The sequence below is a fragment of the Pseudarthrobacter sp. fls2-241-R2A-168 genome, from assembly GCF_030209335.1.
Classification (GTDB): Bacteria; Actinomycetota; Actinomycetes; order Actinomycetales; family Micrococcaceae; genus Arthrobacter.
This window is the reverse complement of the sequence record NZ_JARVSG010000016.1, coordinates 85,291-109,048: the sequence shown is the minus strand read 5'-3', so window position 1 is coordinate 109,048 and position 23,758 is coordinate 85,291. Positions and strand designations below refer to the sequence as shown.

Here is a 23,758-nt window from a genome sequence, read left to right as displayed (position 1 = left end):
GATGAACACACCCATTCTCCAAATGCGGGGAATCACTAAGACCTTTCCGGGCGTGAAAGCCCTCCAGGACGTCACCCTGGACGTCAACCGTGGCGAGGTGCACGCCATCTGCGGTGAGAACGGGGCGGGAAAGTCCACCCTCATGAAAGTGCTCTCCGGCGTTTACCCGCACAACTCCTTCGACGGTGAGATCCTCTTCGAAAACGAGCCCTGCAACTTCTCCGGCATCAATGACAGCGAGAAACGCGGCATCGTCATCATCCACCAGGAACTCGCCCTGAGCCCCTACCTGTCGATCGCCGAGAACATTTACCTCGGGAACGAGCAGGCCAAAAACGGCTGGGTGGACTGGCGGAAAACAAACCTGGAAGCGGCCAAGCTGGTGGCCCGGGTGGGGCTGGACGAAAACCCCGTGACTCCGGTACAGCACATCAGCGTGGGCAAGCAGCAGCTGGTGGAAATCGCCAAGGCCCTCTCGAAGGAAGTCAAGCTCCTCATCCTGGACGAGCCTACTGCCGCGCTTAACGACGAGGACTCGGGACACCTGCTGGACCTGATCCTCCACCTGAAGGGGCAGGGAATCACCAGCATCATCATCAGCCACAAGCTCAACGAAATCCGCAAGGTAGCTGACGCCGTCACCATCATCCGCGACGGCAAAACCATCGAAACGCTGCGCCTGGATGAAGGCCAGATCACCCAGGAACGGATTATCCGCGGGATGGTGGGCCGGGACCTGGAAAGCCTCTACCCGGACAGGAACCCGCAGATCGGCGAGGAAGTCCTCCGGATCGAGGACTGGTCCGTCAGGCATCCCCAGGACCACTCCCGGATGGTGGTGCACAACGCAAGCCTGTCCGTCCGCAAGGGCGAAGTGGTTGGCCTCGCAGGCCTGATGGGCGCAGGCAGGACCGAGCTGGCCATGAGCGTGTTCGGGCGCACCTACGGAACCGCGATGTCCGGGAAGGTGTACAAGTACGGCAAGGAAATCAACACCTCCACCGTGTCCCACGCGATCTCGAACGGCATTGCCTACGCCACCGAAGACCGGAAGCACTACGGCCTGAACCTCATTGAGGACATCAAGCGGAACATCTCCATGGCGGCCCTGCGGAAGCTGGTCAAGGGCGGCTGGGTGGACAAGAACCAGGAAACCATTGTCGCCAACGGCTACCGGAAGAGCATGAACATCAAGGCTCCGTCCGTGGCCGCCATCACCGGCAAGCTGTCCGGCGGAAACCAGCAAAAAGTGGTGCTGAGCAAGTGGATGTTCTCGGACCCGGACGTCCTGATCCTCGACGAACCCACCCGGGGCATCGACGTCGGCGCGAAATTCGAGATCTACACCATCATTGCCAAGCTGGCGGCCGAGGGTAAAGCGGTGATCGTCATTTCCTCCGAACTGCCCGAACTCCTCGGCATCTGCGACCGGATCTACACCCTCTCGGCCGGCCACATCACGGGCGAAGTTCCCATCGCCGAAGCCTCCCAGGAAACCCTCATGCACTACATGACCAAAGAGAAGGAATAGGACATGTCCGCCCTACGAGAATCACTCGGCTTCCTCACAAGCCGCCTCCGGCAGGTTGGCATCTTCGTTGCCCTGATCCTGATCGTCCTGCTGTTCCAGGTTTTGACCAACGGCATCCTCCTGGAACCCCAGAACGTCACCAACCTGGTGGTCCAGAACAGCTACATCCTCATCCTCGCCATTGGCATGGTGATGGTGATCATCGCCGGCCATATCGATCTCTCGGTCGGTTCGATCGCCGGATTCATCGGGGCCGTTGCCGGCGTAATGATCGTCCATTGGGGCTGGGCCTGGTGGATCGCCATCCCCGCCTGCCTCCTGGTGGGAGCACTGGTGGGCGCCTGGCAAGGTTACTGGATCGCCTACGTGGGCATCCCTGCGTTCATCGTCACACTGGCAGGCATGCTGATCTTCCGCGGCCTCACCCTGATCACTTTGAAGAACCAGCAGATCACCCCGTTCCCCGCCGAACTTCGGGCCCTGGGCGGCGGCTTCCTTCCGGACATCTCCGGCGGCAATTCAGTGCTGGAGTGGCTGACCGTCATCCTTGGCGTGGGTGCCACGGTCGCCCTGCTCGTCCAGGCACTCAAAGAACGCCGGATCCGGAGGAAGTTCGATCTGGAGAACGAACCGATGGCCTGGTTTGCCACCAAGACCACCTTTATCGCCCTCCTCATGCTGATCATCACGTTCCTCCTGGCCAGCTACCGCGGCACGCCGATCGTCCTGATCGTGCTGGCCGTCCTGGTCATCGCCTACACGGCCCTGATGAACAACAGCGTCTTCGGCCGCCACACCTACGCCATCGGCGGGAACCTCCACGCCGCTGAGCTGTCCGGCGTCAAGACCAAAGCCGTCACCTTCCGGCTCTTCGTCAACATGGGCGTCCTGGCAGCCTTGGCCGGCCTGGTCTTCACGGCCCGGCTCAATTCGGCCCAGCCGGCCGGCGGCACCGGCTTCGAGCTGGACTCCATCGCCGCTGCGTTCATCGGCGGCGCTGCCGTCCAGGGAGGCATCGGCACGGTGGCCGGCGCGATGATCGGTGGCCTCATCATGGGCGTGCTGAACAACGGCATGTCCATCCTGGGCCTCGGGACCGACTACCAGCAGCTCATCAAGGGCCTGGTCCTCCTGCTCGCCGTAGGCTTCGACATCTTCAACAAGAACCGCACCGGCGGCGGCACCAGCATCACCAGCCGCTTCAAGAAGAAGCCGGTTCCCCCGGCAGCCACTGACGCAGCGGCGCCTAAGGAGCCAGCCGCTCCGGTTCCGGCAAAGGCATCCGAGACTGTCTGACCCAAGGGGAAAGCCCAGCTACCGGACGGCCTGGTAGCTGGGCTTTTTCGCGTGGCGCGAAAGAGATTGGGCCTAGAAAGTGGATTCCCGGGTCACTCCGAACGGCACCTGGTCGCTCAGGGAGACCCGGAAGTGGCCGGGTTCCAGGCGGGTCACCAGGATGCCGTGGGTCCCGGCGCGGACTGCTAGGGCTTGCAGATCCTTCACGGCCGAGTTCAGCCGTTCCTCGATCTGGAAGGCGCTCTCGACCCGGATCTCGATGTGGTCAGCGGTTGCGGTGGGCATGTCCTAAACCTCTTTCCCGGCAGTGTGGATGACGCAGACGGTTCCTGCGGGGACCACTGCGGTGCCCGCGACGGTTTCGCCGCTGAGGAGGTCGCGGCCGGTGGCCGGGTACTCGGCGTCGGTCTCTGCATGGTTGATCAGGAAGGTGAAGGTGTCCGCCCCGGCGCTGCGGGACGCGACCTCCAGTCCGGCCGGCGGCCGGGGCACCGTTTCAATCCCTGAACTTTCGACGGCGTCACGCACCACGGCGGCGAGGTCGCCGCCGTCGAGCTTGGTGGAAACGTACCAGGCAGTCCCGCTGCCGAACGTGTTGCGGGTGACGGCCGGCCGTGAAGCTGCCGGGCCGTCAACGTAGTGGCTGACGACCGTGGCAGTGCCGGGATGGATCTCCTCGGCCCACACGGTCCCGGCGGCACCGCTGCCCAGCGTGACGGTCTGGTTCTCTCGGAGCGGCAGGAATTCGTGGATTTCCAGGCCGAGCACCTCGCGGAGGGCTCCGGGTGAGGCACCTGCCGGGACCGTATCGTTGGCGTCCACAATGCCGGAGAAGTAGGAAACCAGCAGGTGGCCGCCGCCGCGGACGTATTGTGCGAGGTTTGCCGCAGCCTTGTCCCCCACCAGGTAGAGGGCCGGGGCCAGGACCAGGCCATATCCGGAGAGGTCGGCTTCGGGGTGGGCGAAATCGACGCTGATGCCTGCCTGCCAGAGGGTGGTGTAATACGCCTCAATGCCTTCGCGGTGGTTGAGGTCGCTGCTGGGCCGCCATTCCAGGTCCTGGGCCCAGAAGGATTCCACGTCCCAAAGGATGGCCACCCGGGACTCCACAGTGGATCCCTTGGCGGCGGCGAGCTTCTTCAGGTCATCGCCCAAGTCCAGCACCTCGCGCCAGATCCGGGTACCGGTACCGGCGTGCGGAAGCATGGCGGAATGGAACTTCTCGGCACCGAACCTGGAGGCCCGGAACTGGAAGAACATCACCGCATCGGCGCCGCGGGCCAGGTGGGAGAGGCTGTTGCGTGCCAGTTCGCCGGGGCGTTTGGCGATGTTGCGGCCCTGCCAGTTCACGGCGCCGGTGGAGTGTTCCATCAGCATCCAGGGCCGGTTTCCCGCCAGGGAGCGGGTGAGGTCGGCGTCCATGGCAAGCAGGATGTGATTGTCCGTCCGCTGGGCCACCAGGTAGTGGTCGTTGGCGACGATGTCCACTTCCTTGCTCCACTTCCAGTAGTCAGCAGCCAGGCAGTTGGTGGCCATGAAGTTGGTGGTGACGGGGATGTCCGGAGTGTACCGGCGGATGACGTCCCGCTCATTGATGAAGCACTCAAGCAGGGCGTCTGAGGTGAAGCGGTGGAAGTCCAGGCGCTGGGCCTGGTTGCTGACGCTGGCGGAGAGCCGGGGCGCGTCGATCTCGTCCCATTCGCCGTACTTCTGTCCCCAGAACAGCGTGCCCCACGCGCGGTTCAGTTCGTCCAGTGTGCCGTAGCGGGCCTGGAGCCATTCGCGGAAGGCAGCCACGGAGTACTCGTCGTAGGAGTCGCTGACCGGTGCCCCGTACTCGTTGTGGACGTGCCACAGGACCAGCGCCGGATGCGCGGCGTACCTGCGGGCCAGCTGCTCCGTGATGTTGGCGGCGGCGCGGCGGTACTCGGGCGAGCTGGGGCTGGCCATTCCGCGGGATCCGTTGCCGAGGGTGACCCCCTCGCGGGTGACGGGGCGGGCCTGCGGGTACTTCTTCCAGAACCAGGCGGGCGGAGCTGCCGTGGGTGTGCCGAGGTCCACACTGATCCCTGCACCATGGAGGAGATCCATCAGATGGTCCAGCCATTCGAAGTCATACTCGCCTTCGCGCGGTTCCAGCAGCACCCAGGAGAAGATGCCGATGCTGACCAGGTTGATCCCGGCCTCCTTCATCAGCGCGATGTCCTCCACCCAGACCTCGCGCGGCCACTGCTCCGGGTTATAGTCCCCGCCGTAGCAAAGGCCGGCGGGGCGCTGGACCCAGGGCGCAGGTAGGCGCTCGGGTGCCGCCGCGGCCTGCGTCGCCGCGCGGTGAAGGACGTCTGTCATGGGGGATTCTCCTTAGGACTGTGTGCGGTCCCAGTTTTATCACAGCGTAAAGCACGAAGACCAGAGCAGCGCTCCTATTGACATGGCTCACACAGATGTGGATTACTGGAACCGCTCACAGTCATGCGGCCTAGGTTCGGATGAGGGTGATAATTCAGCGAAACCCGTTCAGCTTTTCGACAAGGAGGACGAAATGCGCAAGTCATTTCGTGCAGGCGCCGTGGCCATGCTCGCAGGGGCCGCAATGCTTACCGCAGGATGTTCCGGGAATTCCGGTTCGGACAACGGATCAGCAGCAAGTGATCCCAACCAAAAGGTGGAACTGACCTACTGGGCCTGGGCCCCCAACCTGGACAAGGTGGTGGAGGTCTGGAACGAAAAGAACCCCAACATCCACGTCACCGTCAACAAGCAGGACGGCGGCGACCCCGCCGTCACCAAGCTGCTCACCGCCGTCAAGGCCGGCAGCGGCGCCCCTGACCTGATCCAGGCCGAATACCAGAAGATTCCCACGCTGGTTGCGGCAGATGCCCTGGCCGATCTGTCCGGCACCGAAGCCAACGAAACCAAAAGCCACTTCCCCGAAGGCGTGTGGAACGACGTAACGCTGGGCGGCGACGCACTGTACTCGGTTCCGCAGGACACCGGCCCCATGGTCTTCTACTACCGTGCCGACGTCTTCGAAAAGCTCGGCCTCTCCGTCCCCACCACCTGGGATCAATACGCGCAGGCCGCCAAGGCCGTCCACGCCGCGGATCCCGAAGCTTACCTGGGCACGTTCTCCTCCAACGATGCCGGCTGGTTTACGGGCATGACCCAGCAGGCCGGAGCCTCATGGTGGGGTATTGACGGGGACGCCTGGAGCGTCAACATCGACAAGGAAGCCACCCAGAAGGTCGCCGGGTACTGGGGCGGGCTCGTGGAAGAGGGCATCATCGACAACAAGCCGATGTACACCCCCGAGTGGAACACGGCCCTGAACACCGGCAAGCAGGTCGGCTGGCTCAGCGCAGCGTGGGGTCCGGGCGTGCTCTCCGGCAACGCAGGTTCAACTGCCGGCCAGTGGAAGGTGGCCCCCATGCCGCAGTGGGATGCCGCAAAGCCCTCCACCGGAAACTGGGGCGGTTCCTCCACCGCCGTAACGTCGCAGTCCAAGAACCTTGACGCCGCCGCAAAGTTCGCCACCTGGCTGAACACCGATCCGGAAGCCGTCAAGGCCCTGGTCACCGAGACCGGCATCTACCCGGCCGACACCGAAGGTGCCAAGTCCGCGCTGACCGAGGCGCCCGGGTTCTTCTCCAACCAGCCCGATTTCTACGATGTGGTTGGCGGCGCCGCGCAGAGCGTGAGCTCCTTCACCTACGGGCCCAACGTCAATGTGGCCTACAACGCCTACAACGACCAGTTCGCCAAGGCTGCACAGTCCAAGCAGAAAAGCGCCTTCCTCGACGCCGTCAAGTCCATGCAGCAGGTCACCGTTGAGGACCTGTTGCAGACCGGCTTCACCGTCAAATAAGCCCTGCAAGTATGTAACAGACTCCGGTTCCGGGAGGGGCATCCCTTGGCCCCTCCCGGAACCGGCACCATCTTCAAGAATCCACAAGCTCCAATCCACACAAGGAAGTGCACCCGTGGCAATGACTGTGACCAAGCCCGGTCCGGCGGCAGATACCGCCGCCGGGACCACCAGGCGGGCGAAGAATTTCAAATCCCGGGTGCTCATCCCCTATGCGATGCTCGCCCCCGGCATCATCCTTTTCCTGGTCTTTATGGCCGCACCCATCGTCTACACGCTGGTGCTGAGCTTCCAGAAAAAGAAGGTCAGCGGCCTGGGGCTCGGCAAAGGCTCCCAAAGCCAGGTGTTCGCGGGCTTCGAGAACTACGTCAGCGCCCTGACTGACCCCGAGTTCCTGGGCAGCGTGCTCCGGGTGCTGCTCTACGGCCTGATACTGATTCCGCTGATGCTCGGCTTCGCACTGCTGTTCGCGCTCCTGCTGGACTCCCGGCGGACCAGGGCAGGCAGCTTCTCCCGCACCGCCATCTTCCTTCCCTACGCCGTCCCCGCCGTTATCAGCTCGCTGCTGTGGGGCTTCCTGTACCTGCCGGGAGTGAGCCCCTTCCACTTCCTGGCCCGGCAGTTCGGCGTCGCACTCCCCTCGCTGCTGGACCCGAACCTCGTGACATTCGCCATCTGCAACATCGCCCTCTGGGGCGGCGTGGGCTTCAACATGATCGTGATGTATACGTCGTTGAAAGCCGTTCCCAGCGAGATCTACGAGGCAGCCAAGCTGGACGGCTGCTCTGAAATCCAGACGGCCCTGCGGATCAAGATCCCGATCATCGCCCCGTCGCTGGTGATGACGGCATTGTTCTCGATGATCGCCACGCTCCAGGTCTTTGCCGAGCCCACCACCCTGCGCCCCCTGGCCAACAGCCTGTCCACCAGCTGGTCCCCTCTCATGCTGGTCTACCGCGACGCGTTCACGCGGAACGACGTGTTCTCCGCAGCCGCCACCAGCATCGTGATCGCCGCCGCCACCTTCATCATTTCCTTCCTGTTCCTGCGTGTTGTGCAGAAGCGGGCCTTCGGACAGGAGAACTGACCGTGACCACCCTCGCCCCGCGCCGGACCGCCAACGGAAAGTCACAGCGCAGCTCCATGCGTGTTGATTCAGTCCAGGAGAAACCGAGCTACCTGTCCACGGGAATCCTGATCCTGGGCGCACTGTACTGCCTGTTTCCCGTGATCTGGGTGGTGGCAGCCGCCAGCAAGGACGGCACTGAGCTGTTCTCCACCTTCACGCTGGCCCCCAGCACCCACCTGTGGGACAACATCGTGGCCCTGACCGAATACCGCGACGGCCTGTTCTGGCGCTGGATGGCCAACACTGCGCTCTACGCCGGTGTGGGCGCCATCCTCTCCACCTGGGTCTCGGCGCTGTCCGGCTACGTCCTGGCAAAGTTCGAGTTCCCCGGCAAGGCAGGGATCTTCAAGGTCCTGCTGATGGGCGTGCTGGTCCCCGGCGTCATCCTGGCCATCCCCCAGTACCTGATGCTCGCCCAAGCCGGCTTGACCAACACCTACTGGTCGGTGCTCCTGCCGCAGATCATCAGCCCCTACGGCATCTACCTCGCCCGGATCTACGCTGCCGCATCTGTGCCCGGGGATGTTATCGAGGCGGCCCGCACCGAAGGCGCCAAGGAGATGTACATCTTCAACCGGATTGCCGCACCCATGATGCTGCCCGGCCTGGTGACCATCTTCCTCTTCCAGTTCGTGGCCATCTGGAACAACTTCATGCTGCCGTACATCATGCTGGGCGACGACCACCTGTTCCCCATCACGGTGGGCCTGAACGGGCTGCTGAACCAGGGCGCCTCCGCACCTGCCCTCTACACCCTGGTCCTGGCCGGCGCCCTGCTGTCGATCGTCCCGCTGGTCATTATGTGCCTCCTCCTGCAGCGCTACTGGCGGGTCGACCTCGCCGCCGGCGCTGTCAAGGCCTAGTCCTCGATAGGCTGTCAACCATGACTCAACCCACCTCCCGGCCGAGGCCAAAGATCGACGACGTGGCCAAAGAAGCCGGAGTCTCACGCGGCACAGTTTCCCGCGTGCTGAACGGCGGACACTGGGTCAGCCCGTCCGCCCTGGAGGCCGTCAACGCCGCCATCAAAAAGACTGGCTACCGGGTCAACCCGCATGCCCGGAACCTGGCCACCAACCGTGCCAACTCCGTGGCATTCCTGCTGACCGAAACGCATGACCGCCTGTTCGAAGACCCCAACTTCGCCGTCCTCCTGCGCGGGGCCGCCGATGCGCTGGCAGTCCACGACATCCCGCTGGTCCTCATCCTGGCGGGCACCGATGACGAACAGCGCCGCGCCACGGAATTCCTCACCTCGGGCCATGTGGACGGCGTACTGCTGGTCTCATCCCACGCCACCCGCAAGGGGATCATCTCGAACATCATTTCCGCGGGCATTCCCGCCATCTCCTGCGGAATCCCGTTGGGGTTCGAAAAGAAGATGGGCTACGTTGCGGCCGACGACTACGAAGGTGCCCGGGACGTCCTGCGCTACCTCCAGGACGCCGGCCGCCAGCGGATTGCCACCATCACCGGGCCGCAGGACACCTCCGGCGGCATCCGCCGGCTTGAGGCCTACCGCGACCACCAGGGCGCGGACCTTGATGAAGCCCTGATCGTCCACGGCGACTACAGCAAGGAAAGCGGTGCCAAGGGCATGCGGGAACTCCTCAACCGTGCTCCCGGCATCGACGCCGTTTTCGCCGCCAACGACCTCATGGCCCTTGGCGCCATGGAGGTTCTGCACGAGGGCGGGCGGCGCACCCCCGAGGACGTCGCCGTCGTGGGCTTCGATGACATCAGCGCGTCCTCGGCTGCCACGCCGGCGCTGACCACCGTGCGCCAGCCGTTCGAGCGGATCAGCGAGGAAATGGTCCGGCTGCTCCTGGACGTCATCGCGGGCAAGCGGCCCGCGGCCATCACCATCCCCACGGAGCTGGTGGTCCGGGAGTCCGCGTGACCCTCCTGAGGTGAGCGCTGAACAACAGAAGCGGACGACGGCGGGACCTCCCGCCGTCGTCCGCTTCTGTTATGTGCGCTTCTGTTATGTGCGCTGCTGTTATGTGCGCTGCTGTTATGTGCGCTGCCCGGAGGCTGGTGCTAAACCTTGGCGCCGAAGCTGAGCAGGACCTTCCCGGATTCCGCAGAGTTCCGGGCCACGCCGAAGGCTTCCAGCGCGTCCTCCACCGGGTATTCGTGCGTGATGACGGGCTCAATGTGCAGCGAGCCGTCAGCGAGGGCGGCAATGACGTCGTCGATCTCGTCGTTGAACCGGAACGAACCCTTCAGCTCGAGTTCCCGCGTGATGGCCAGCGAGATCAGCACCGGCTGCGGCCCCGTGGGCAGCAGCCCCACCATCACCACGGTGCCGCCGCGGGTGGCGCCCTGGATGGCGGACGCCAGGCCGTGGTGGTTGCCGGAGGATTCAATCACGACGTCGGCCTCCACGGCGGCGATGGCCTCGGCATCACCGGCGGTGATCACCTGGTCCGCCCCCACGGCTTGGGCGATCTCCAGCGGCTTGGCGTGCATGTCGACGGCGGTGATGCGGCTTGCGCCGGCCCGTTTCAGGACCGCGACGGCAAGGGCGCCGATAGGGCCGCTTCCGATCACCAGCGCGGACTTTCCGGCCACGTCACCGGCCCTCGCCACTGCGTGCCAGGCCACCGAGGCCGGCTCGATCAGGGCGGCGGTGCGGAGATCGATGCTGTGCGGCAGGGTCCGCAGCATCCGGGTCGGCAGGTTCACGTAGCGGCTGAACGCGCCGTCCTTGTGCGGGAACCTCGCGGCGCTGCCCAGGTACGTGCAGCCGGGCGAAAGGTTGGGCCGGTCCTCCGGGTAGCGCGCCGCGCCAGGACCGGGCGTGGCGGGGTGGACCGCCACCGGGGTGCCCGCGGCCGGACCGGTGCCGTCAGCAGCGGCACGGACCACCGTCCCGGAAATCTCGTGGCCCAGCACCAGGGGCGCCTTCAGGATGGATTCGCCGGCTGCGCCGTGCAGCCAGTAATGCAGGTCCGAGCCGCAGATGCCGCCGTAGTGCACCTCGATCACAGCCTCGTCCCGGGCCGGAGCGGCGAGGGTCAGTTCATCGATCCGGAGATCGTTCGCGGCATGGGCCACCACAGCCGGGCCGGTAATGGGCAGTGATGTATCCAGGGACATCAGACCACCACCGTCATTCCGCCGTCGATGAAGATGGTCTGGCCGTTGACAAAGTCAGAACCGCTGGAGGCCAGCCACACGACAGGCCCCGCGAGGTCCTGCACGGTCCCCCACCGGTTGGCCGGGGTGCGGCCCAGGATCCAGGAGTTGAACTGCTCGTCGTCCACCAGGTTCTGCGTCATCTCGGTGTGGATGTAGCCCGGAGCGATGCCGTTGATCTGCAGCCCGGACGCCGCCCACTCCGCGGTCATGGCCCGGGTCAGGTTCCGCAGACCGCCCTTCGCGGCAATATAGGGCGCGATGGTGGGGCGGGCGAGGTCCGTCTGGACCGAGCAGATGTTGATGATCTTCCCGTGCCCGCGCCCGATCATGAACCGGGCAGCCTCCCGGCCCACCAGGAACGCGCTGGTCAGGTCAGTGGAGATCACCCGTTCCCAGTCCTTCACATCCAGGTCCAGCATCGGCACCCGGTGCTGGATCCCGGCGTTGTTCACCAGGATCTCCAGCGGCCCCACGTGGTCTTCCACCCAGGCAACGCCGCGCGCGGCCTCGGCGTCATTCGTGACGTCGAAGGCCACACTGTGCACCCGGCCCGGCGCGAAGTCCGCAGCCATGGCCGACGCGGCGTCCTTGAGCCGCTCCTCATTGACGCCGTTCAGCACCACTGTTGCACCGGCGTCGGCCAATGCCCTTGCCAGGGCGTTGCCGATCCCGCGGCTGGAACCGGTGACCAGCGCAACCCGGCCGGTCAGGTCGAAAAGTGAGCTCATGCGAACGGACCTTCCTGGACGAGGTTGGCCGGAGCCTGGCCGGCGGCCAGCGCCTCGAGCTGCTTCCGGAGGAGCTTCAGGATCCGCGGCTGGAACGCCGAGGCGTTGCCGCCCACGTGCGGCGTGATCAGGGCGTTCGTGGTGGACCAGAGAGGGTGGTCCTGCGGCAGCGGCTCGGGATCAACAACGTCGATGGCGCACTGCAGGCGGCCGGACAGGACTTCCTTGGTCAGCGCGGCGGTGTCCACCACGGAACCGCGGCCCACGTTCACCACCAGGGCACCGTCCGGCAGGGCAGCCAGGACCTCTTCGCCGATCAGCTGGTGGGTGTGCTCGTTCAGGGGCAGCACCGAAACCAGGATGTCGTGCGAGGCGGCGAGCGCGGCCAGTTCGGAGGACGCGTGGACCTGGCCGTGCTCATCCGTCCGGGCCGAGCTGCCCACCCGGGTAATGGAGACTTCGAAGGGCTCCAGCCGGCGCGCAATCTCGTGCCCGATTCCGCCCACGCCCACCAGCAGCACCTTGCGGTCCGCCAGCGACTGCCGCCGCTCCGGCCGCCACAGCCCGTACTGCTGGTCCCGGACGGCCTGGTCGATGCCCCGCAGCTTGGCGAGGATCAGGCCGATGGCAAGCTCCGCCGTCGCCGCCGCGTGGACTCCCGAGGCGTTTGCCACTCCGGCTGCCGGGCCGGCAGCCTCAATCACGCCGTCGTACCCCGTGGACTGGGTCTGGACGAACTTCAGGTCCTGCACCCTGGCCAGGGACCCCAGCACTGCGCCGGCGTTGATGTACGGCAGGATGACGCCGTCGATCCCAGCCAGCGTCCCGCCGTCGGGATCCTCATTCAGGTCCCAGACCACTCCCCGCAGCCCGGCGGGCAGGGGTGAGAGATCGTCGAGGAGCTGCTGGTCGGGGAAGCTGACGGTGCGGACTGTTTGCATCGGGAACCTATCAATCGGTGGAACTGGTTGGCGTGGCGGTGGCTAGCGCCGGTCGAACGTGAGGCCGCCGGGCACCTGGAACGTGGGCATCAGTTCAAGCATGCCAACATTTACGTGCCGGGGTGTTTCGATGGCGTAATCCATGGCGTTGACGATGTCATCGGTGGTCAGCGATTCGTAGCCCTCGTAGTAGGTCTTCCACGCCTCTTCCATGGCCTCCGGCGTTCCGCCCATGTTGCGGCCGAAGATTTCGGTCTCCACCCGGCCGGGGCAGATCTCGGTGACGCGGATGCGCTTGCCCACGGTGTCGTTGCGGAGCTGGCGGGAGATCTGGTGCACCGCGGCCTTGGTGGCGTGGTAGACCGTGTGGCCGTAGAAGTTGTACACGCCGGCGATGGAGCTGACGTTGATGACGTGCCCGCGGTCGCGTTCCACCATGCCCGGCAGCACCAGCCGGGTCAGCTGCAGCAGGCCGCGGAGGTTCACGTCGATGAGTTCGTCGATGTCGCCCTCGCTGGAGTCCAGGATGTTGCCTGGCCGGGAGACGCCGGCGCAGTTCACCAGGATGTCCACTTCAAGGCTTCCGACGGCGGCAGTCAGGGCCGCGGTGTCCGTCAGGTCCACCACGTGGGGCACCGCGCCGGTTTTGTCCGCGAGTTCCTTCAGGCGGTCCTCGTTCCGGGCTACGGCGTGGACGGTGAGTCCGCGCTTGGCCAGGCGTTCGGCGATGGCGGCACCCATGCCGGTGGAGGCACCGGTCACCAGGGCGGTTGAGTAGTCAGAAAAAGTCACGGATATCTCCTGTGGGCAGCTCGGGGCTGCGGTGGTAGTTGTCTCGGGAAAGGTCAGGCGTCGCGGAGCGGCAGGTGCGCCCGGTCCTTCACCGTGCTGACGGCGGCGAGCGTGCCCAGTGCGGTAATCACGGCGTAGAAGGCGGGCATGTAGATGTTGCCGGTGGACGAGATCAGCCAGGTCATCAGCAGCGGGGCGGTGCCGCCGAAGAGTGCCGAGGAGATGTTGTAGCCCAGGCCGTAGGCGGAGTAGCGGACGCGGGTGGGGAAGAGTTCCACGATCAGGATGTGGATCACTGCCGTGTGGCCGGCGAAGACCACTGCCATGATGCAGGCACCCAGGATGGCCAGGGCCATCTCGCCGGTGGCGATCAGGGCGTAGGAGGGGATGCCCAGGACGGCCATGGCGATGGCGGAACCGGCGATGACCTTCTTGCGGCCTACCCGGTCAGAGAGTGCGCCCATAAACGGGATGGCGATGCAGATGACCACCAGGCTGCAGGCGGTGACCAGCAGTGCCTCGCCGATGGTGAAGTTGAGCTGCTTGCCCTTGAGGAAGGTGGGCATGTAGGAGAACAGGACGTAGTAGCCGGAGCCGTTCATCAGCGGGATGAACAGGGCCAGCAGCATGGCGCGGCGGTGCTCTGCGGAGGCGAAGGCTTCCTTGAGCGGGTTCTTGGACAGTCCGCCTTCTTCCTTGAGCTTCTGGAAGTTGGGGGTGTCCGCGATGGCCTTGCGGATGTACCAGCCGATGATGCCCATGGGGATGGCCACCAGGAACGGAATGCGCCATGCGAACGCACCGAACCCGCCGCCGTCGATCGCTGCCTGGGTGAGCCAGGGGGACATGGAGAAGGCAACCAGCGTGCCGGTGAGCAGTGCCGCGAAGGAGGCGATCTGGGCGTAGGAGGTGATGATGCCGCGCTTGCCTTCAGGGGCGTGCTCGGCGAGGAAGGTCATGGCGCCGGCAGCTTCGCCGCCCACGGAGAAACCCTGCAGCAGCCGGAGCAGCACCAGCAGGATGGGCGCCGCGATCCCGATGGCCGCGTAGTTGGGCAGCAGGCCGATGCCGGCTGTTGCCACGCTGATCAGCAGGATGACGAAGACCAGCAGCTTTTGCCGCCCTATCCTGTCGCCCAGGTAGCCGCAGACCACGGCGCCGAGGGGGCGCACGAAGAAGGAGACGGCGTAGCCGGCGAAGACGAACAACAGGGCGTTGTCCGGGTTGCCGGGAGCCAGGAAAACAAGGGCCAGGGTCCCCGCCATGAAGGCGAAGATGCCGTTGTCATAAAGTTCCACAAAGATGCCGACGCAGCCGGCCGTGACGACCTTGCGGGTCTGCTTGCTGCTGAGCCGCTCTTGGTGCGGCTGGGCCGCATGCGTAGAAGTGGACATGGCTTTCCTTACTTAAGGGGATGGTAACAAGGGTTTGACGCTGGGGCGAGGGTGTTTAGCTTCCTGCTGCCGGCGCGAGCCGGGGCCAGCCTGGTTGGTTGCCGTAGTGGTTGCCTGGTTGGGTGCTTGATTGGTTGCTTGGTTGGTTGCCTGGCTGGTTGCCGACGCCCAGGAGGGCGAAGACGGTACTGACGGTGGAGCGGAGTGTTTCCAGTTCCCGGAGCGCTGCGCGGTATTTGGCTGTTGCTTCCGGGACGGAGGTTCTTCGGAAGGTGATCTTGTGGCCGGGGCGGGCCTGGGCAAGGACGTCCAGCGAGCGGCTGGTGACCACTGCCAGGACGGGGTAGCCGGCGGTGACCCCCCGGCCCCGGTGCAGCACCAGGAGCTCTTCCCGGGACGGCACCTCGATGGCGCCCACCGGGACGCCGCGGGACAGCACCTCCGCCGTGGACTGGCGTTCGGGAAGGGCCCCGCCCAGCCGCAGGCCGATGTGGTTGCTCCGGGCGCTGACGGTGTACTCGGTGTTGTAGAGCAGGTCCGCAGTGCCGCCGAACTCCTCCACATCGGGTCCGTCCGTCACTTCCACCACGGCCGTGCTGGTGAATTGCGGCCGGGTGAGGCCCAGGCGGAAGAGGGGAAGGTCGAAGTATGGCTGGCGGATGGGCGGAACGTTGCGGAAAGTCTTCAGTTCCGTGCCTTCGATGAGCCGCAGGCCGAAGCCGACGACGGTGTCCGGCGCGCAGCTGCCCAGCAGGACAGGGGCTTCCACTGAGCCGTGGACGGCGATGTAGGCGCGGAGGCCGCCGTCGATCCTTCGGAGCGCCACCGTCTCCCCCGCCCTTACGGACACCGGCTCCCACTGCTGGCACTCGCGCCCGCCCACCGTGAGGTGCAGGGGTGCTCCGGTGACGGCGATGAGGAGGTCCGTAGTGGCCCGCATGCGGAAATCCAGTGCGGTGACTTCCAGCAGCGGGGCGTTGTCCGGATTGCCGGCAAGGATGTTGGCGGCGCGGGCCGAGAACTGGTCCAGCGCGCCGTTCACGGGCAGCCCGAACCGGGGTCCGCGGAAGCGTCCCAGGTCTGTTACCACTGAGTTGCCGGGCTGCTGGATGACCAGGCTCATTGTGTCGCCTCCAGTTTCCTGCCGGCGTACTTCGCGAACTCTTCGGGCTGGATCTGTTGGAAGCGCAGGGTGTCGCCGGGGACGTAGGGAACCAGTGGTTCGGCGGCGACGTCGAGGACTGTCAGGGGGGTTTGGCCGATGACGCACCAGCCGCCGGGGGCCGCAGCCGGGGCAATTACTGCCTGCCGGCCGGCCACCGATACTGCCCCTGCGGGCACGGACAGCCTGGGGTCCTTGAGGCGGGGCACAGGGAAGGGGAAATCGGGGCCGTCCATCATGGGCGAGCCGGCGGGGGCGCCCAGGCAGCGGATCACGTAGGACTTGGTGGTGTGAAGGGCGATGATGTCCTCGACGGAGAGCTGCTGTTGTTCGGCAACGCGCTCCAGGTCCGGGCCATATTCGCCGCCATACACCACGGGAACAAGGAATTCGCGGGGTTCCCGGGCGGGGGCGCCGGTGAATTCGAGCTGGCGCAGGCCCAGAAGGACGAAAGCCCGGACCTGGCGCGCTGAGGTGACGCCGGGATCGAATTCCACGAGAAGTGAGTCGTAGGTGGGCACTGCCCCGTGGACGCCGTCGAAACCGGCAGCGTCCAGCCAGCCGGCGAGGGCATGGACCGTCGCCCAGTTTGCCTCCCGGTCCGGGGAGGACGTGACGACGCGGAGGGCGGCGTCACCGGATTCGAACACCTCCACCGGAGGCTGTGCTGGCGTTGGGGTGGCGGGCATGTCAGGCGGCTTTCACTTTGGCGGCGAGGACCTGGGCGAGCGGTGCAATGGTGACGCCGGCGCGTTCCAGTTCAGCGCGGACCTGGCGGGCCAGCTGGACGGCGCCCGGGGTGTCCCCGTGCAGCAGGATGGTGTCGGCAACGATCGGGAGGTCTGTTCCGGCAACGGTTTCGATGACGCCTTCGCAGACCATCCGGATGGTGCGCTCAACAATGGCCGAAGGATCATGGATGACGGCGCCGGGACGGCTGCGCGGCACCAGGGTGCCGTCCGCTTCGTAGGCGCGGTCTGCGATGCCCACGATGCCCACAGGGAGCTGGCGGGCTGCGGCGGCATCGGCGAGTTCGCCGTCCTGGGCGAGGACGATGAGATCCGGGTTGATGCGGGCGGCCGCGTCAGCCACGGCTTCTGCATAGTCGGGGCGCGTGGCCACGAGGTTGCCGAGGCGGCCGTGCGGTGCAAGATGGACGACGCCGGCGCCATGGTAGGCGGCGAAAGCGCTGAGGGCTCCGAACTGGTACAGGACGTCGTTGCGGACTTCGTCTGCGGTGAGGTCCATGGCGCGGCGGCCGAAGCCCCGGAGGTCCGGGAAGCTCGGGTGCGCCCCGATGCTGACGCCGCGGCGCACGCATTCGGCCACGGTGGTGTTCATGATGTCCGGATCTCCAGCGTGGAAGCCGCAGGCGATGTTGGCGCTGGACACCACTTCGAGCAGGGCTGCGTCGTCGCCCATGGAGTAGGCACCGAAGCCTTCTCCGAGATCTGCCACGAGATCAACTGTGGGTCCCATCTGAGCCCTCCTTGGGTGTTTTGGCGCAGCGCTGTACAGCGGCACAGCGCCTGTTGCCTGAAGCGGAAGTGGTGGGGACCAGCCTGTGGGGCTCTGGTCCGGTTGCCTGGGTTGCCGGGCTTGTAGAAAAAAGTCTGACACCGGGACTTTGATCACACAAAGACGTAATCCATGTCACGGGATAGGCGGGGGTTATGACCGCCGGACTGTGGCATAGAGAGTCCATATGTCACCTCCTCCACTAAAGGCCTGTTGCCCGCCAATTCCGGTTATCGATCGCCTTCAAGGTAAGTGCCGTACATTTCCGGAATGTTAAAAGGAATGGCTCGGAGCAGTCAACCATTTACTTATGCAAAAAGCATCTGACGCCATCAGGAAATTGCATGATTGGCCGGGGGTAGAATGACTGATTAGTGAATTAGCGTTCAGGACAGCGATGTTCCCGACAGGCCGGACAGGCGAGTTCTGGACAGCGACGATCTGAACAGGGAGAGGGCGGCCATGGATACGCGAAAGCTTGCGTACTTTGTCCAGATCGTGGATTCGGGAAGCATCACCAAGGCGGCCGCGGCGCTGCATGTGGCCCAGCCGGCACTGAGCCAGCAGGTCTCTGCCCTGGAGACCGACCTGAAGCAACGGCTGCTGATCCGCAGCAAACAGGGTGTGGTGCCCACTGCTGCAGGCCACACCCTGTACCGGCACGCACAATCCATCCTGCGCCTCGTTGACCAGGCCCGGCAGGACGTTGCCAAGTCCGGGGCAGCCCCTTCCGGCCGCGTGTCTATCGCCATCGCGCCGTACAGCATGGCCTCCAGCCTGACTCCCCGGATCATCAGCGAAGTGGCGCGCAAATACCCGGACATCGTCCTGCACGTTACGGAGATCTATGGCGGCGTCCTCAGCGAGGCCATCAAGAATGGCCGGCTCGACATGGCCCTCATCTACGAGCCCGGCCCCATCCGTGGCGTGCTGTTCACCACCATGATCGTGGAGGACCTCCACTTTGTGGTCAATGCCAACCGGGAGGACGTCAATCACGCGGACGGCGAGATCTCCCTGGAGGAAGTGGCCCGCCACGGACTCTTCCTGCCCGAACAGATCCACACTCTTCGCCAGGCTGTCCAGGCGGGGCTCACCAGCAAGGGGCTTGAGCTGCGGCTGGTGGGCGAGGTGGAATCCGTTCCGTCACTCGCCCGGTTGCTGCGCGCTGACCTGGGTGCCACCATCATGCCCAAGTCCGCAGCTGATGCCCTGTTCCACGAGGAGGACTTCAACGTCCTGCGGATCGTGGACCCGGCCCTCCAGTGCAAAATCGCCCTGTGCACCCCGGACCACGATCCCCTCTCCGAAGCGGCGTCCGCAGTCCTGCTGGTCCTGAAGGAAATGCTTCAGGAAATGCTCAACAATAAGTACGCCCGCTAGTTTCCATAGCCCTCGCTTATTGGGTCACGCGTCTTTGGTCTTAGCGCTGCTTCACGGTGGATCCTAAAATAAATTCAAGGCCGGAATTTATGGCCGATTCAATCCTTGAAGAATTAATTGGAGTACGCCGTGAAAAAGATAGATACGTTGCGGAGAATTGGCGGTAAGGGTCTGGGCCTGATGGCCAAAACTGGATTCCACTGCCCGGCGAATGGATTCTGGCGTCCAGAGGACCGCTCGATGGACCCTATTTTCGTCTTCGAGGGCAGCCTCATGCCGGCAGGCAGGGGCGGGTCCACGGTCTGGCTGCTGGAGGACGCCATGTTCGGGCCGCCGGAGTACCCGCTTCCGGCACGTTAGAAGGCTCTTCCGCGGAAAGCTGCCAATTCCATATCCGGCCCCGCTTCTTCCGTCTGACCTGCGTTTCCCCAGGCCTGCCCCTTCCCTATCCAAGCCTGTCTTTTCGTATCGGGACCTCCCCTTCCTGTCTCGGTTTCCTGCCCACTCCGGCGCTTGCTCCCAATCTGGACAATGGCGACCGTCCGGGTCATCCCATCCCCGGCCCCTCTCTCGCCAAATTGTCAGACCCCCTTGCCATGATTGATGCATGGGGAAAGCGGCGGTGGTGAAGGCGTTTGAGGACATCAAGGCCGCCCTTGCCGTGCTCAATGCCGAGGCGGAGGGCTGTGGGTCGGAGCCGTTCTCGGATGCTGATCCGCTGGCCGGTTTGGCTGATGGGTGCCTGGACATTCTTGCCGGGGCGCGGGTGGTGGAGGCCGGGTTCGCCGCTTTGAAGGCCAGGGCTGCCGTGACGTACTCGGACACTGTTCAGGCCGTTGCGGGGCCGGACACACCGGTGCAGGCACTGGAAATGGCTGTCGCCGCGGAAATCGGCGCCCTCCTGGCCGTCGGTCCCCGGGCAGCCGGCGCGTTCCTGGCCGCCTCCCACACGGTCGCGAAGGAGTTGCCGCTGGCGTTCTCGGCGTTGCAGACAGGAACGATCACCTGGCCGCACGCCCTGGTCATGGCGGAGGAAACCGCCGGCCTTGACCCCGCCGGCGCCGCCGCACTCGAGGCCCACTTCCTGGACCCGGACCTGCCCAGGCCGGCCACGGCCGCCCCGATCGGGGAGCTGCCCGCGTACCGGCTCCGTGCCAAGGCCAGGAACTGGCGGGAACGCCACCACCCCGAATCCATCGAGAAACGCCATGCCAAGGGTGTGGCGGACCGGCGGGTGGAATACCGGCCGGATCGGGACGGGATGGCCTGGCTGTCCGCCTGCCTGCCCGCGGACCAGGCCATGGCGGGCTGGAACCGGCTCACCGCCCTCGCCCGCGGGATGCAAGGACCCGACGAGTCCCGCACCCTCACCCAGTTGAAGGCCGACAAGTTCACCGATGCGATCCTTGGCAGCGGCTACAACGCCGGGTCTGCCGGTGCAGGCGGTGACGACTCCGGTGCGGCGGCTGGCCCGTCGTCGCGGATCCAGGCGCAGGTGCTGGTCACCGTGCCGGTATTCTCCCTCCTGGGCATCACCGACGAACCGGCAAACCTGGACGGCTACGGCCCGATCCCGCCTTCCATGGCCCGGCGGCTAGTTGCTGAAGGTGCCGGTTCGTTCTATCGCGTGCTGGTGGATCCGCGGGACGGGGCGCCGCTGGAAATCGGCCGTACAAGCTACCGGCTCACCAAGGCCATGAAAAAAGCCCTGCAGCTCAGGGACGGGAAATGTACCTTCCCCGGCTGCAACAACCCCTCCCTGGACAACGAGGCAGACCACCTTCAAGCCTGGCAACACGGCGGCACCACCGGGATCAGTAACCTGGCCCAGCTCTGCCCGAAACATCACCGCCTCAAACACGTCACCGGCTGGACGCCCACCACGGCCACCCAAAACGAACCACCGGGCTGGACCTCACCCACCGGCCGCCACTACAAAGCCGAACACCACGACTGGGACCCACCACACTGGCCTGCCCAACTACAGTCCGCGACTGGGGATCCGCCGGACTTTATCTACCTTGGGCTCTCCCCAGGCGAAGAAGCACTCGAGTGGTTCCTGCACGCCCCACCCGCCTGACTCGTTGCTGGGTTCCGGGTTTCGACAAGCTGAACCACCGGGACGCAGTGCAGCCGCCGCAGGACCAGATCCGCGGCGGCTGCACTGCTACTTCAGGCTGGAATTCGCCGCCTCCTAGGCCTGCTCGACCAGCAGTCCCTTCGCCTTCAACACATCCGTGAGGTTGCACAGGTCGATGGTGGTGCCGCCAGCCTTGTACAGGCTGATGAGCTCGCGCTCGGCGTCGTCGCGTTCCTGCGAAAGACGGATAACTTCCTCGATCTCGTCCTTGCGGACCACCACAACACCGTCGGCGTCGCCGCGCAGGACGTCGCCGGGGTAGATGATCTCGTCGCCGAACACTACCGGGTGGTTGATGGGGCCGATGGTCTCTTTGACGGTGCCCTTGATGGACACGCTGCCGGAGAAGACGGGCAGCCCAAGCTCAATGAGGTCCTGGGTGTCGCGGACACCGGAGTCCGTCACCAGGCCGGCCAGGTCCTTGGCTTTCATGGCGTTGCCGAGGACATCGCCGAAAGTCCCGGCTTCCTCGTACTCCCCCGCGGCGGCCAGGATCACGTCGCCGGGCTGCGCGTAGTGAATGGCCACCTGCAGCATGAGGTTGTCCCGTGGGGCGCACCGGACCGTGGTGGCAGGGCCGCAGAAGGACATGGACCTGTCGATGGGCTTGATGCGGGAGCTCAGCGCGCCCTTGCGCCCCTGTGCCTCATGAATGGTGGCCGACGAGAACTTCGCGAGCCGGCTTACGGCGTCGGCGCTGGGGCGGTCGATGTTGGTTTTAACGTGAATCACGGCATTTTTCCTTCGGTGGGTTGGGTCAGTTGAGGGCCCGGACGGCCTTGTCGATGGCAGCGATGGACTCCTCGATGACGTCCAGGCTGGTGGCGTAGGAGATGCGGAAGTACGGGCCCAGGCCATAGGCCGATCCCTGGATGACCGCCACGGAGGCGGCCTCCAGCAGGTAGAGCGTGAAGTCCTGGTCGTCGCTGATGACTTCGCCATCCGGCGTCGTCCTGCCAATAACCCCCGAACAGTTGACGTAGGCGTAGAAGGCGCCTTCCGGCGTCGTGCAGGACAAACCGTCGACGGCGTTCAGGCTGGCCACTGCCGTATCCCGCCGCTTGCGGTACACCTCCAGGCTGTCCCGGACGAAGCCCTGGTCGCCGGTCAGCGCCGCGACGGCGGCGGCCTGGCTCACGGAGGATGGGCAGGACGAGATCTGGGACTGCAGCTTGTTGATGGCGGCAATCACCGGAGCCGGTCCGGCCGCGTATCCCAACCGCCAGCCGGTCATGGCGTAGGCCTTGGATACGCCATTGACGGCGAGGACGCGGTCCTTCAGTTCGGGGGCTACTTCCACCAGGCTGGTCAGCTTGCCGTCGCCAAAGTAGATCTGGTCGTAGATTTCGTCGGTGAGGACGGAAACGTGCGGGAAGCCGGCCAGGACATCGGCGAGCGCCCGCAGTTCGGCCGGTGAGTAGACGGCGCCGGTGGGGTTGGACGGTGCGTTGAGGATGACCCACTTCGTGCGGTCGGTCAGTGCACCGGTCAGCGCGTCGGGCGTGAGCTTGAAGCCAACGTCCTCGCCGCAGGGAACCACCACGGGGGTGCCGTCATTGGCCAGCACCATGTCCGGATAGGAAACCCAGTAGGGGGCGGGGACAATCACTTCGTCGCCGGCGTCGAGCGTTGCCATGAATGCGGTGAAGATGACCTGCTTGGCACCGCCGCCGATGGTGATCTCGGCAGGGGTGTACTCAAGGCCGGTCCGCTGCGCCAGGGTCTGGAGGATGGCCTTCTGCAGGGCAGGGGTGCCGGTGACGGACGTGTATTTGGTTTCGCCGCGGCTAATGGCTTCAACCGCTGCTGCCTTGATATGCGCCGGGGTATCGAAGTCCGGCTCGCCAACCGTGAGATCGAGGATGCGGCGCCCTTCCGCCTTCAGTTCACGTACACGGGCGGCGGCGGCCACGCTGGCCGAAGACTTGATGCGGGACACCCGCGCTGCAGGGACAAATTCAGGCATGGTCTTTTCCTAGGGAGTCAGGAGCGAGCGGTACTCGTTTCTTCGACACTAGGGAAATCCGGCGGGTATGGATAAGACCAATACTGCGTGGACGGATAAGCGTCCCTTATGGCTGGCAAGCCCATACTTTCCCGTTATGGGTCCACTCACAATTGGTATTTCCGGCGCGCATCGGACACTGCCTAGCCTCGAAGGTGACCCATCGGGGTACGTGGCCCATCCGGCAAAATTCCAACCGAGGAGTGACCTTGGCCGTTATGCACCATGGCGACGCCGGCTACTACCGCTACCGCGGAATGCCAAGGCCTGACAAGCCGGCCGTAGACGCGGAGAAGATCCGGACGCTGCTAAAGGCGAACCGGCAGCGGCTTGCCTTCAATGCCAGCAGCAGCCGCCCCCTGTCCGCCCGGCTGAACCAGCACGTTGCGCAGGCGCTCCGGGACGGCGTCAAGGTCACCCGGCTGGCCCAAACTGCCGGCCTTTCCCGATGGACCATCAGGACTATCGGCCTGACATATAACGACCTGCATCCCTCAGGCCAGCCCGCCGAGCAGCAGCTCGGAGTCATATCAAGCCTGAAGTCCGAGCTCGCTGAGTTGGAGGAATCCAGGGCAGTACTTGAGGAACAGCGCCTGAAACTCCTGGCTGCGGCACGCCGGCTCGGCGTGATGGACGACTTCGAACTCGCGGCCCTCAGCGGACTCCAAAGCGATGCCATCCGCAAAATGACATGGGGGCAACCGGTCCACGTTCTCTAGACTGGCATCTG

21 protein-coding genes are annotated in these 23,758 nt (G+C 65.1%); 9 read left to right on the top strand and 12 right to left on the bottom strand.

The annotated features are described in order from the left end of the window. Position 1 precedes the first annotated feature (1 nt). Together mmsA and mmsB are read left to right on the top strand one after the other, a co-directional pair. The gene (mmsA, locus tag QRN11_RS11585; protein WP_285251075.1) at positions 2-1,531 is read left to right on the top strand and encodes a multiple monosaccharide ABC transporter ATP-binding protein; all 1,530 of its coding nucleotides are present in this window, start codon (positions 2-4) and stop codon (positions 1,529-1,531) included. 3 nt (positions 1,532-1,534) lie between these two features. Further along, complete coding sequence (gene mmsB, locus QRN11_RS11580; protein ID WP_285251074.1) at positions 1,535-2,827, top strand: multiple monosaccharide ABC transporter permease; 1,293 nt, start codon at positions 1,535-1,537, stop codon at positions 2,825-2,827. A gap of 72 nt (positions 2,828-2,899) precedes the next feature. Here mmsB and QRN11_RS11575 read toward each other — a convergent pair whose 3' ends face one another. Together QRN11_RS11575 and QRN11_RS11570 are read right to left on the bottom strand one after the other, a co-directional pair. Then, positions 2,900-3,112 (bottom strand): hypothetical protein, encoded by a 213-nt coding sequence (locus tag QRN11_RS11575; RefSeq protein ID WP_285251073.1) that lies wholly within the window; start codon positions 3,110-3,112, stop codon positions 2,900-2,902. A 3-nt stretch (positions 3,113-3,115) separates the two neighbouring features. Beyond that, complete coding sequence (locus QRN11_RS11570; protein WP_285251072.1) at positions 3,116-5,176, bottom strand: beta-galactosidase; 2,061 nt, start codon at positions 5,174-5,176, stop codon at positions 3,116-3,118. A gap of 193 nt (positions 5,177-5,369) precedes the next feature. Between QRN11_RS11570 and QRN11_RS11565 the strand changes: the two genes are divergently transcribed. From QRN11_RS11565 to QRN11_RS11550, 4 genes are all read left to right on the top strand, one after another. Then, positions 5,370-6,692, top strand: a complete 1,323-nt coding sequence (locus QRN11_RS11565) for an ABC transporter substrate-binding protein (RefSeq protein WP_285251071.1) — start codon at positions 5,370-5,372, stop codon at positions 6,690-6,692. Between the two features lie 121 nt (positions 6,693-6,813). Continuing rightward, on the top strand, positions 6,814-7,779 hold the full coding sequence (locus tag QRN11_RS11560) for a carbohydrate ABC transporter permease (RefSeq protein ID WP_285251150.1): 966 nt from the start codon (positions 6,814-6,816) through the stop codon (positions 7,777-7,779). A 2-nt stretch (positions 7,780-7,781) separates the two neighbouring features. Further along, a complete protein-coding gene (locus QRN11_RS11555; RefSeq protein ID WP_285251070.1) occupies positions 7,782-8,684 on the top strand; it encodes a carbohydrate ABC transporter permease in 903 nt (300 codons plus the stop codon). Positions 8,685-8,704: 20 nt separating this feature from the next. After that, positions 8,705-9,721, top strand: a complete 1,017-nt coding sequence (locus QRN11_RS11550; RefSeq protein ID WP_285251069.1) for a LacI family DNA-binding transcriptional regulator — start codon at positions 8,705-8,707, stop codon at positions 9,719-9,721. 140 nt (positions 9,722-9,861) lie between these two features. Here the strand turns inward: QRN11_RS11550 and QRN11_RS11545 are convergent, their stop codons facing one another. The 8 genes from QRN11_RS11545 to QRN11_RS11510 are packed head-to-tail and all read right to left on the bottom strand — an operon-like array spanning position 9,862 to position 17,461. Then, positions 9,862-10,923 (bottom strand): L-idonate 5-dehydrogenase, encoded by a 1,062-nt coding sequence (locus QRN11_RS11545; protein WP_285251068.1) that lies wholly within the window; start codon positions 10,921-10,923, stop codon positions 9,862-9,864. Next, positions 10,923-11,693 carry an SDR family oxidoreductase gene (locus tag QRN11_RS11540; protein WP_285251067.1) on the bottom strand — a complete coding sequence of 257 codons (771 nt, stop codon included), beginning with the start codon at positions 11,691-11,693 and terminating at the stop codon, positions 10,923-10,925. Before QRN11_RS11540 ends, QRN11_RS11545 begins: the two co-directional genes overlap by 1 nt. Continuing rightward, positions 11,690-12,634: a 2-hydroxyacid dehydrogenase gene (locus tag QRN11_RS11535; protein WP_285251066.1), complete on the bottom strand. Its 945-nt coding sequence runs from the start codon at positions 12,632-12,634 to the stop codon at positions 11,690-11,692. The genes QRN11_RS11540 and QRN11_RS11535 overlap by 4 nt, the downstream gene beginning before the upstream one ends. A 42-nt stretch (positions 12,635-12,676) precedes the next feature. Continuing rightward, positions 12,677-13,426, bottom strand: a complete 750-nt coding sequence (locus QRN11_RS11530; protein ID WP_091421595.1) for an SDR family oxidoreductase — start codon at positions 13,424-13,426, stop codon at positions 12,677-12,679. A gap of 53 nt (positions 13,427-13,479) precedes the next feature. After that, on the bottom strand, positions 13,480-14,820 hold the full coding sequence (locus QRN11_RS11525) for an MFS transporter (RefSeq protein WP_091421598.1): 1,341 nt from the start codon (positions 14,818-14,820) through the stop codon (positions 13,480-13,482). Positions 14,821-14,875: 55 nt separating this feature from the next. After that, positions 14,876-15,943 (bottom strand): 5-oxoprolinase subunit C family protein, encoded by a 1,068-nt coding sequence (locus QRN11_RS11520; protein WP_285251065.1) that lies wholly within the window; start codon positions 15,941-15,943, stop codon positions 14,876-14,878. After that, positions 15,940-16,671, bottom strand: coding sequence for a 5-oxoprolinase subunit B family protein (locus QRN11_RS11515; RefSeq protein ID WP_285251064.1), 732 nt, complete (start codon positions 16,669-16,671; stop codon positions 15,940-15,942). The genes QRN11_RS11520 and QRN11_RS11515 overlap by 4 nt, the downstream gene beginning before the upstream one ends. A 1-nt stretch (position 16,672) precedes the next feature. Then, the gene (locus tag QRN11_RS11510) at positions 16,673-17,461 is read right to left on the bottom strand and encodes a LamB/YcsF family protein (RefSeq protein ID WP_285251063.1); all 789 of its coding nucleotides are present in this window, start codon (positions 17,459-17,461) and stop codon (positions 16,673-16,675) included. A gap of 501 nt (positions 17,462-17,962) precedes the next feature. On the opposite strand from QRN11_RS11510, the gene QRN11_RS11505 reads away from it, so the two are divergent. Both QRN11_RS11505 and QRN11_RS11500 read left to right on the top strand, forming a co-directional pair. Then, positions 17,963-18,883, top strand: coding sequence for a LysR substrate-binding domain-containing protein (locus tag QRN11_RS11505; RefSeq protein WP_285251062.1), 921 nt, complete (start codon positions 17,963-17,965; stop codon positions 18,881-18,883). Between the two features lie 607 nt (positions 18,884-19,490). After that, on the top strand, positions 19,491-20,963 hold the full coding sequence (locus QRN11_RS11500) for an HNH endonuclease signature motif containing protein (RefSeq protein ID WP_285251061.1): 1,473 nt from the start codon (positions 19,491-19,493) through the stop codon (positions 20,961-20,963). Between the two features lie 114 nt (positions 20,964-21,077). Here the strand turns inward: QRN11_RS11500 and QRN11_RS11495 are convergent, their stop codons facing one another. Then, complete coding sequence (locus QRN11_RS11495) at positions 21,078-21,755, bottom strand: 4-carboxy-4-hydroxy-2-oxoadipate aldolase/oxaloacetate decarboxylase (protein ID WP_285251060.1); 678 nt, start codon at positions 21,753-21,755, stop codon at positions 21,078-21,080. Between the two features lie 25 nt (positions 21,756-21,780). After that, entirely contained in the window at positions 21,781-22,989 is a 1,209-nt protein-coding gene (locus tag QRN11_RS11490) for an aspartate transaminase (protein ID WP_285251059.1), read from the bottom strand. A 257-nt stretch (positions 22,990-23,246) separates the two neighbouring features. Here QRN11_RS11490 and QRN11_RS11485 point away from each other — a divergent pair, with 257 nt between their 5' ends. Next, a complete protein-coding gene (locus QRN11_RS11485) occupies positions 23,247-23,747 on the top strand; it encodes a hypothetical protein (RefSeq protein ID WP_285251149.1) in 501 nt (166 codons plus the stop codon). Positions 23,748-23,758: the final 11 nt, after the last annotated feature.

What these genes read in the sequence shown, in the direction of transcription:
- QRN11_RS11565 (WP_285251071.1), top strand. Translation starts at nt 5,370, where the DNA reads ATGCGCAAGTCATTTCGTGCAGGCGCCGTGGCCATGCTCGCAGGGGCC.
- QRN11_RS11525 (WP_091421598.1), bottom strand. Translation starts at nt 14,820, where the DNA reads ATGTCCACTTCTACGCATGCGGCCCAGCCGCACCAAGAGCGGCTCAGC.
- mmsB (WP_285251074.1), top strand. Translation starts at nt 1,535, where the DNA reads ATGTCCGCCCTACGAGAATCACTCGGCTTCCTCACAAGCCGCCTCCGG.
- QRN11_RS11510 (WP_285251063.1), bottom strand. Translation starts at nt 17,461, where the DNA reads ATGGGACCCACAGTTGATCTCGTGGCAGATCTCGGAGAAGGCTTCGGT.
- QRN11_RS11540 (WP_285251067.1), bottom strand. Translation starts at nt 11,693, where the DNA reads ATGAGCTCACTTTTCGACCTGACCGGCCGGGTTGCGCTGGTCACCGGT.
- QRN11_RS11500 (WP_285251061.1), top strand. Translation starts at nt 19,491, where the DNA reads ATGGGGAAAGCGGCGGTGGTGAAGGCGTTTGAGGACATCAAGGCCGCC.
- QRN11_RS11505 (WP_285251062.1), top strand. Translation starts at nt 17,963, where the DNA reads ATGGATACGCGAAAGCTTGCGTACTTTGTCCAGATCGTGGATTCGGGA.
- QRN11_RS11545 (WP_285251068.1), bottom strand. Translation starts at nt 10,923, where the DNA reads ATGTCCCTGGATACATCACTGCCCATTACCGGCCCGGCTGTGGTGGCC.
- mmsA (WP_285251075.1), top strand. Translation starts at nt 2, where the DNA reads ATGAACACACCCATTCTCCAAATGCGGGGAATCACTAAGACCTTTCCG.
- QRN11_RS11575 (WP_285251073.1), bottom strand. Translation starts at nt 3,112, where the DNA reads ATGCCCACCGCAACCGCTGACCACATCGAGATCCGGGTCGAGAGCGCC.
- QRN11_RS11550 (WP_285251069.1), top strand. Translation starts at nt 8,705, where the DNA reads ATGACTCAACCCACCTCCCGGCCGAGGCCAAAGATCGACGACGTGGCC.
- QRN11_RS11485 (WP_285251149.1), top strand. Translation starts at nt 23,247, where the DNA reads ATGCACCATGGCGACGCCGGCTACTACCGCTACCGCGGAATGCCAAGG.
- QRN11_RS11490 (WP_285251059.1), bottom strand. Translation starts at nt 22,989, where the DNA reads ATGCCTGAATTTGTCCCTGCAGCGCGGGTGTCCCGCATCAAGTCTTCG.
- QRN11_RS11515 (WP_285251064.1), bottom strand. Translation starts at nt 16,671, where the DNA reads ATGCCCGCCACCCCAACGCCAGCACAGCCTCCGGTGGAGGTGTTCGAA.
- QRN11_RS11570 (WP_285251072.1), bottom strand. Translation starts at nt 5,176, where the DNA reads ATGACAGACGTCCTTCACCGCGCGGCGACGCAGGCCGCGGCGGCACCC.
- QRN11_RS11535 (WP_285251066.1), bottom strand. Translation starts at nt 12,634, where the DNA reads ATGCAAACAGTCCGCACCGTCAGCTTCCCCGACCAGCAGCTCCTCGAC.
- QRN11_RS11520 (WP_285251065.1), bottom strand. Translation starts at nt 15,943, where the DNA reads ATGAGCCTGGTCATCCAGCAGCCCGGCAACTCAGTGGTAACAGACCTG.
- QRN11_RS11560 (WP_285251150.1), top strand. Translation starts at nt 6,814, where the DNA reads ATGACTGTGACCAAGCCCGGTCCGGCGGCAGATACCGCCGCCGGGACC.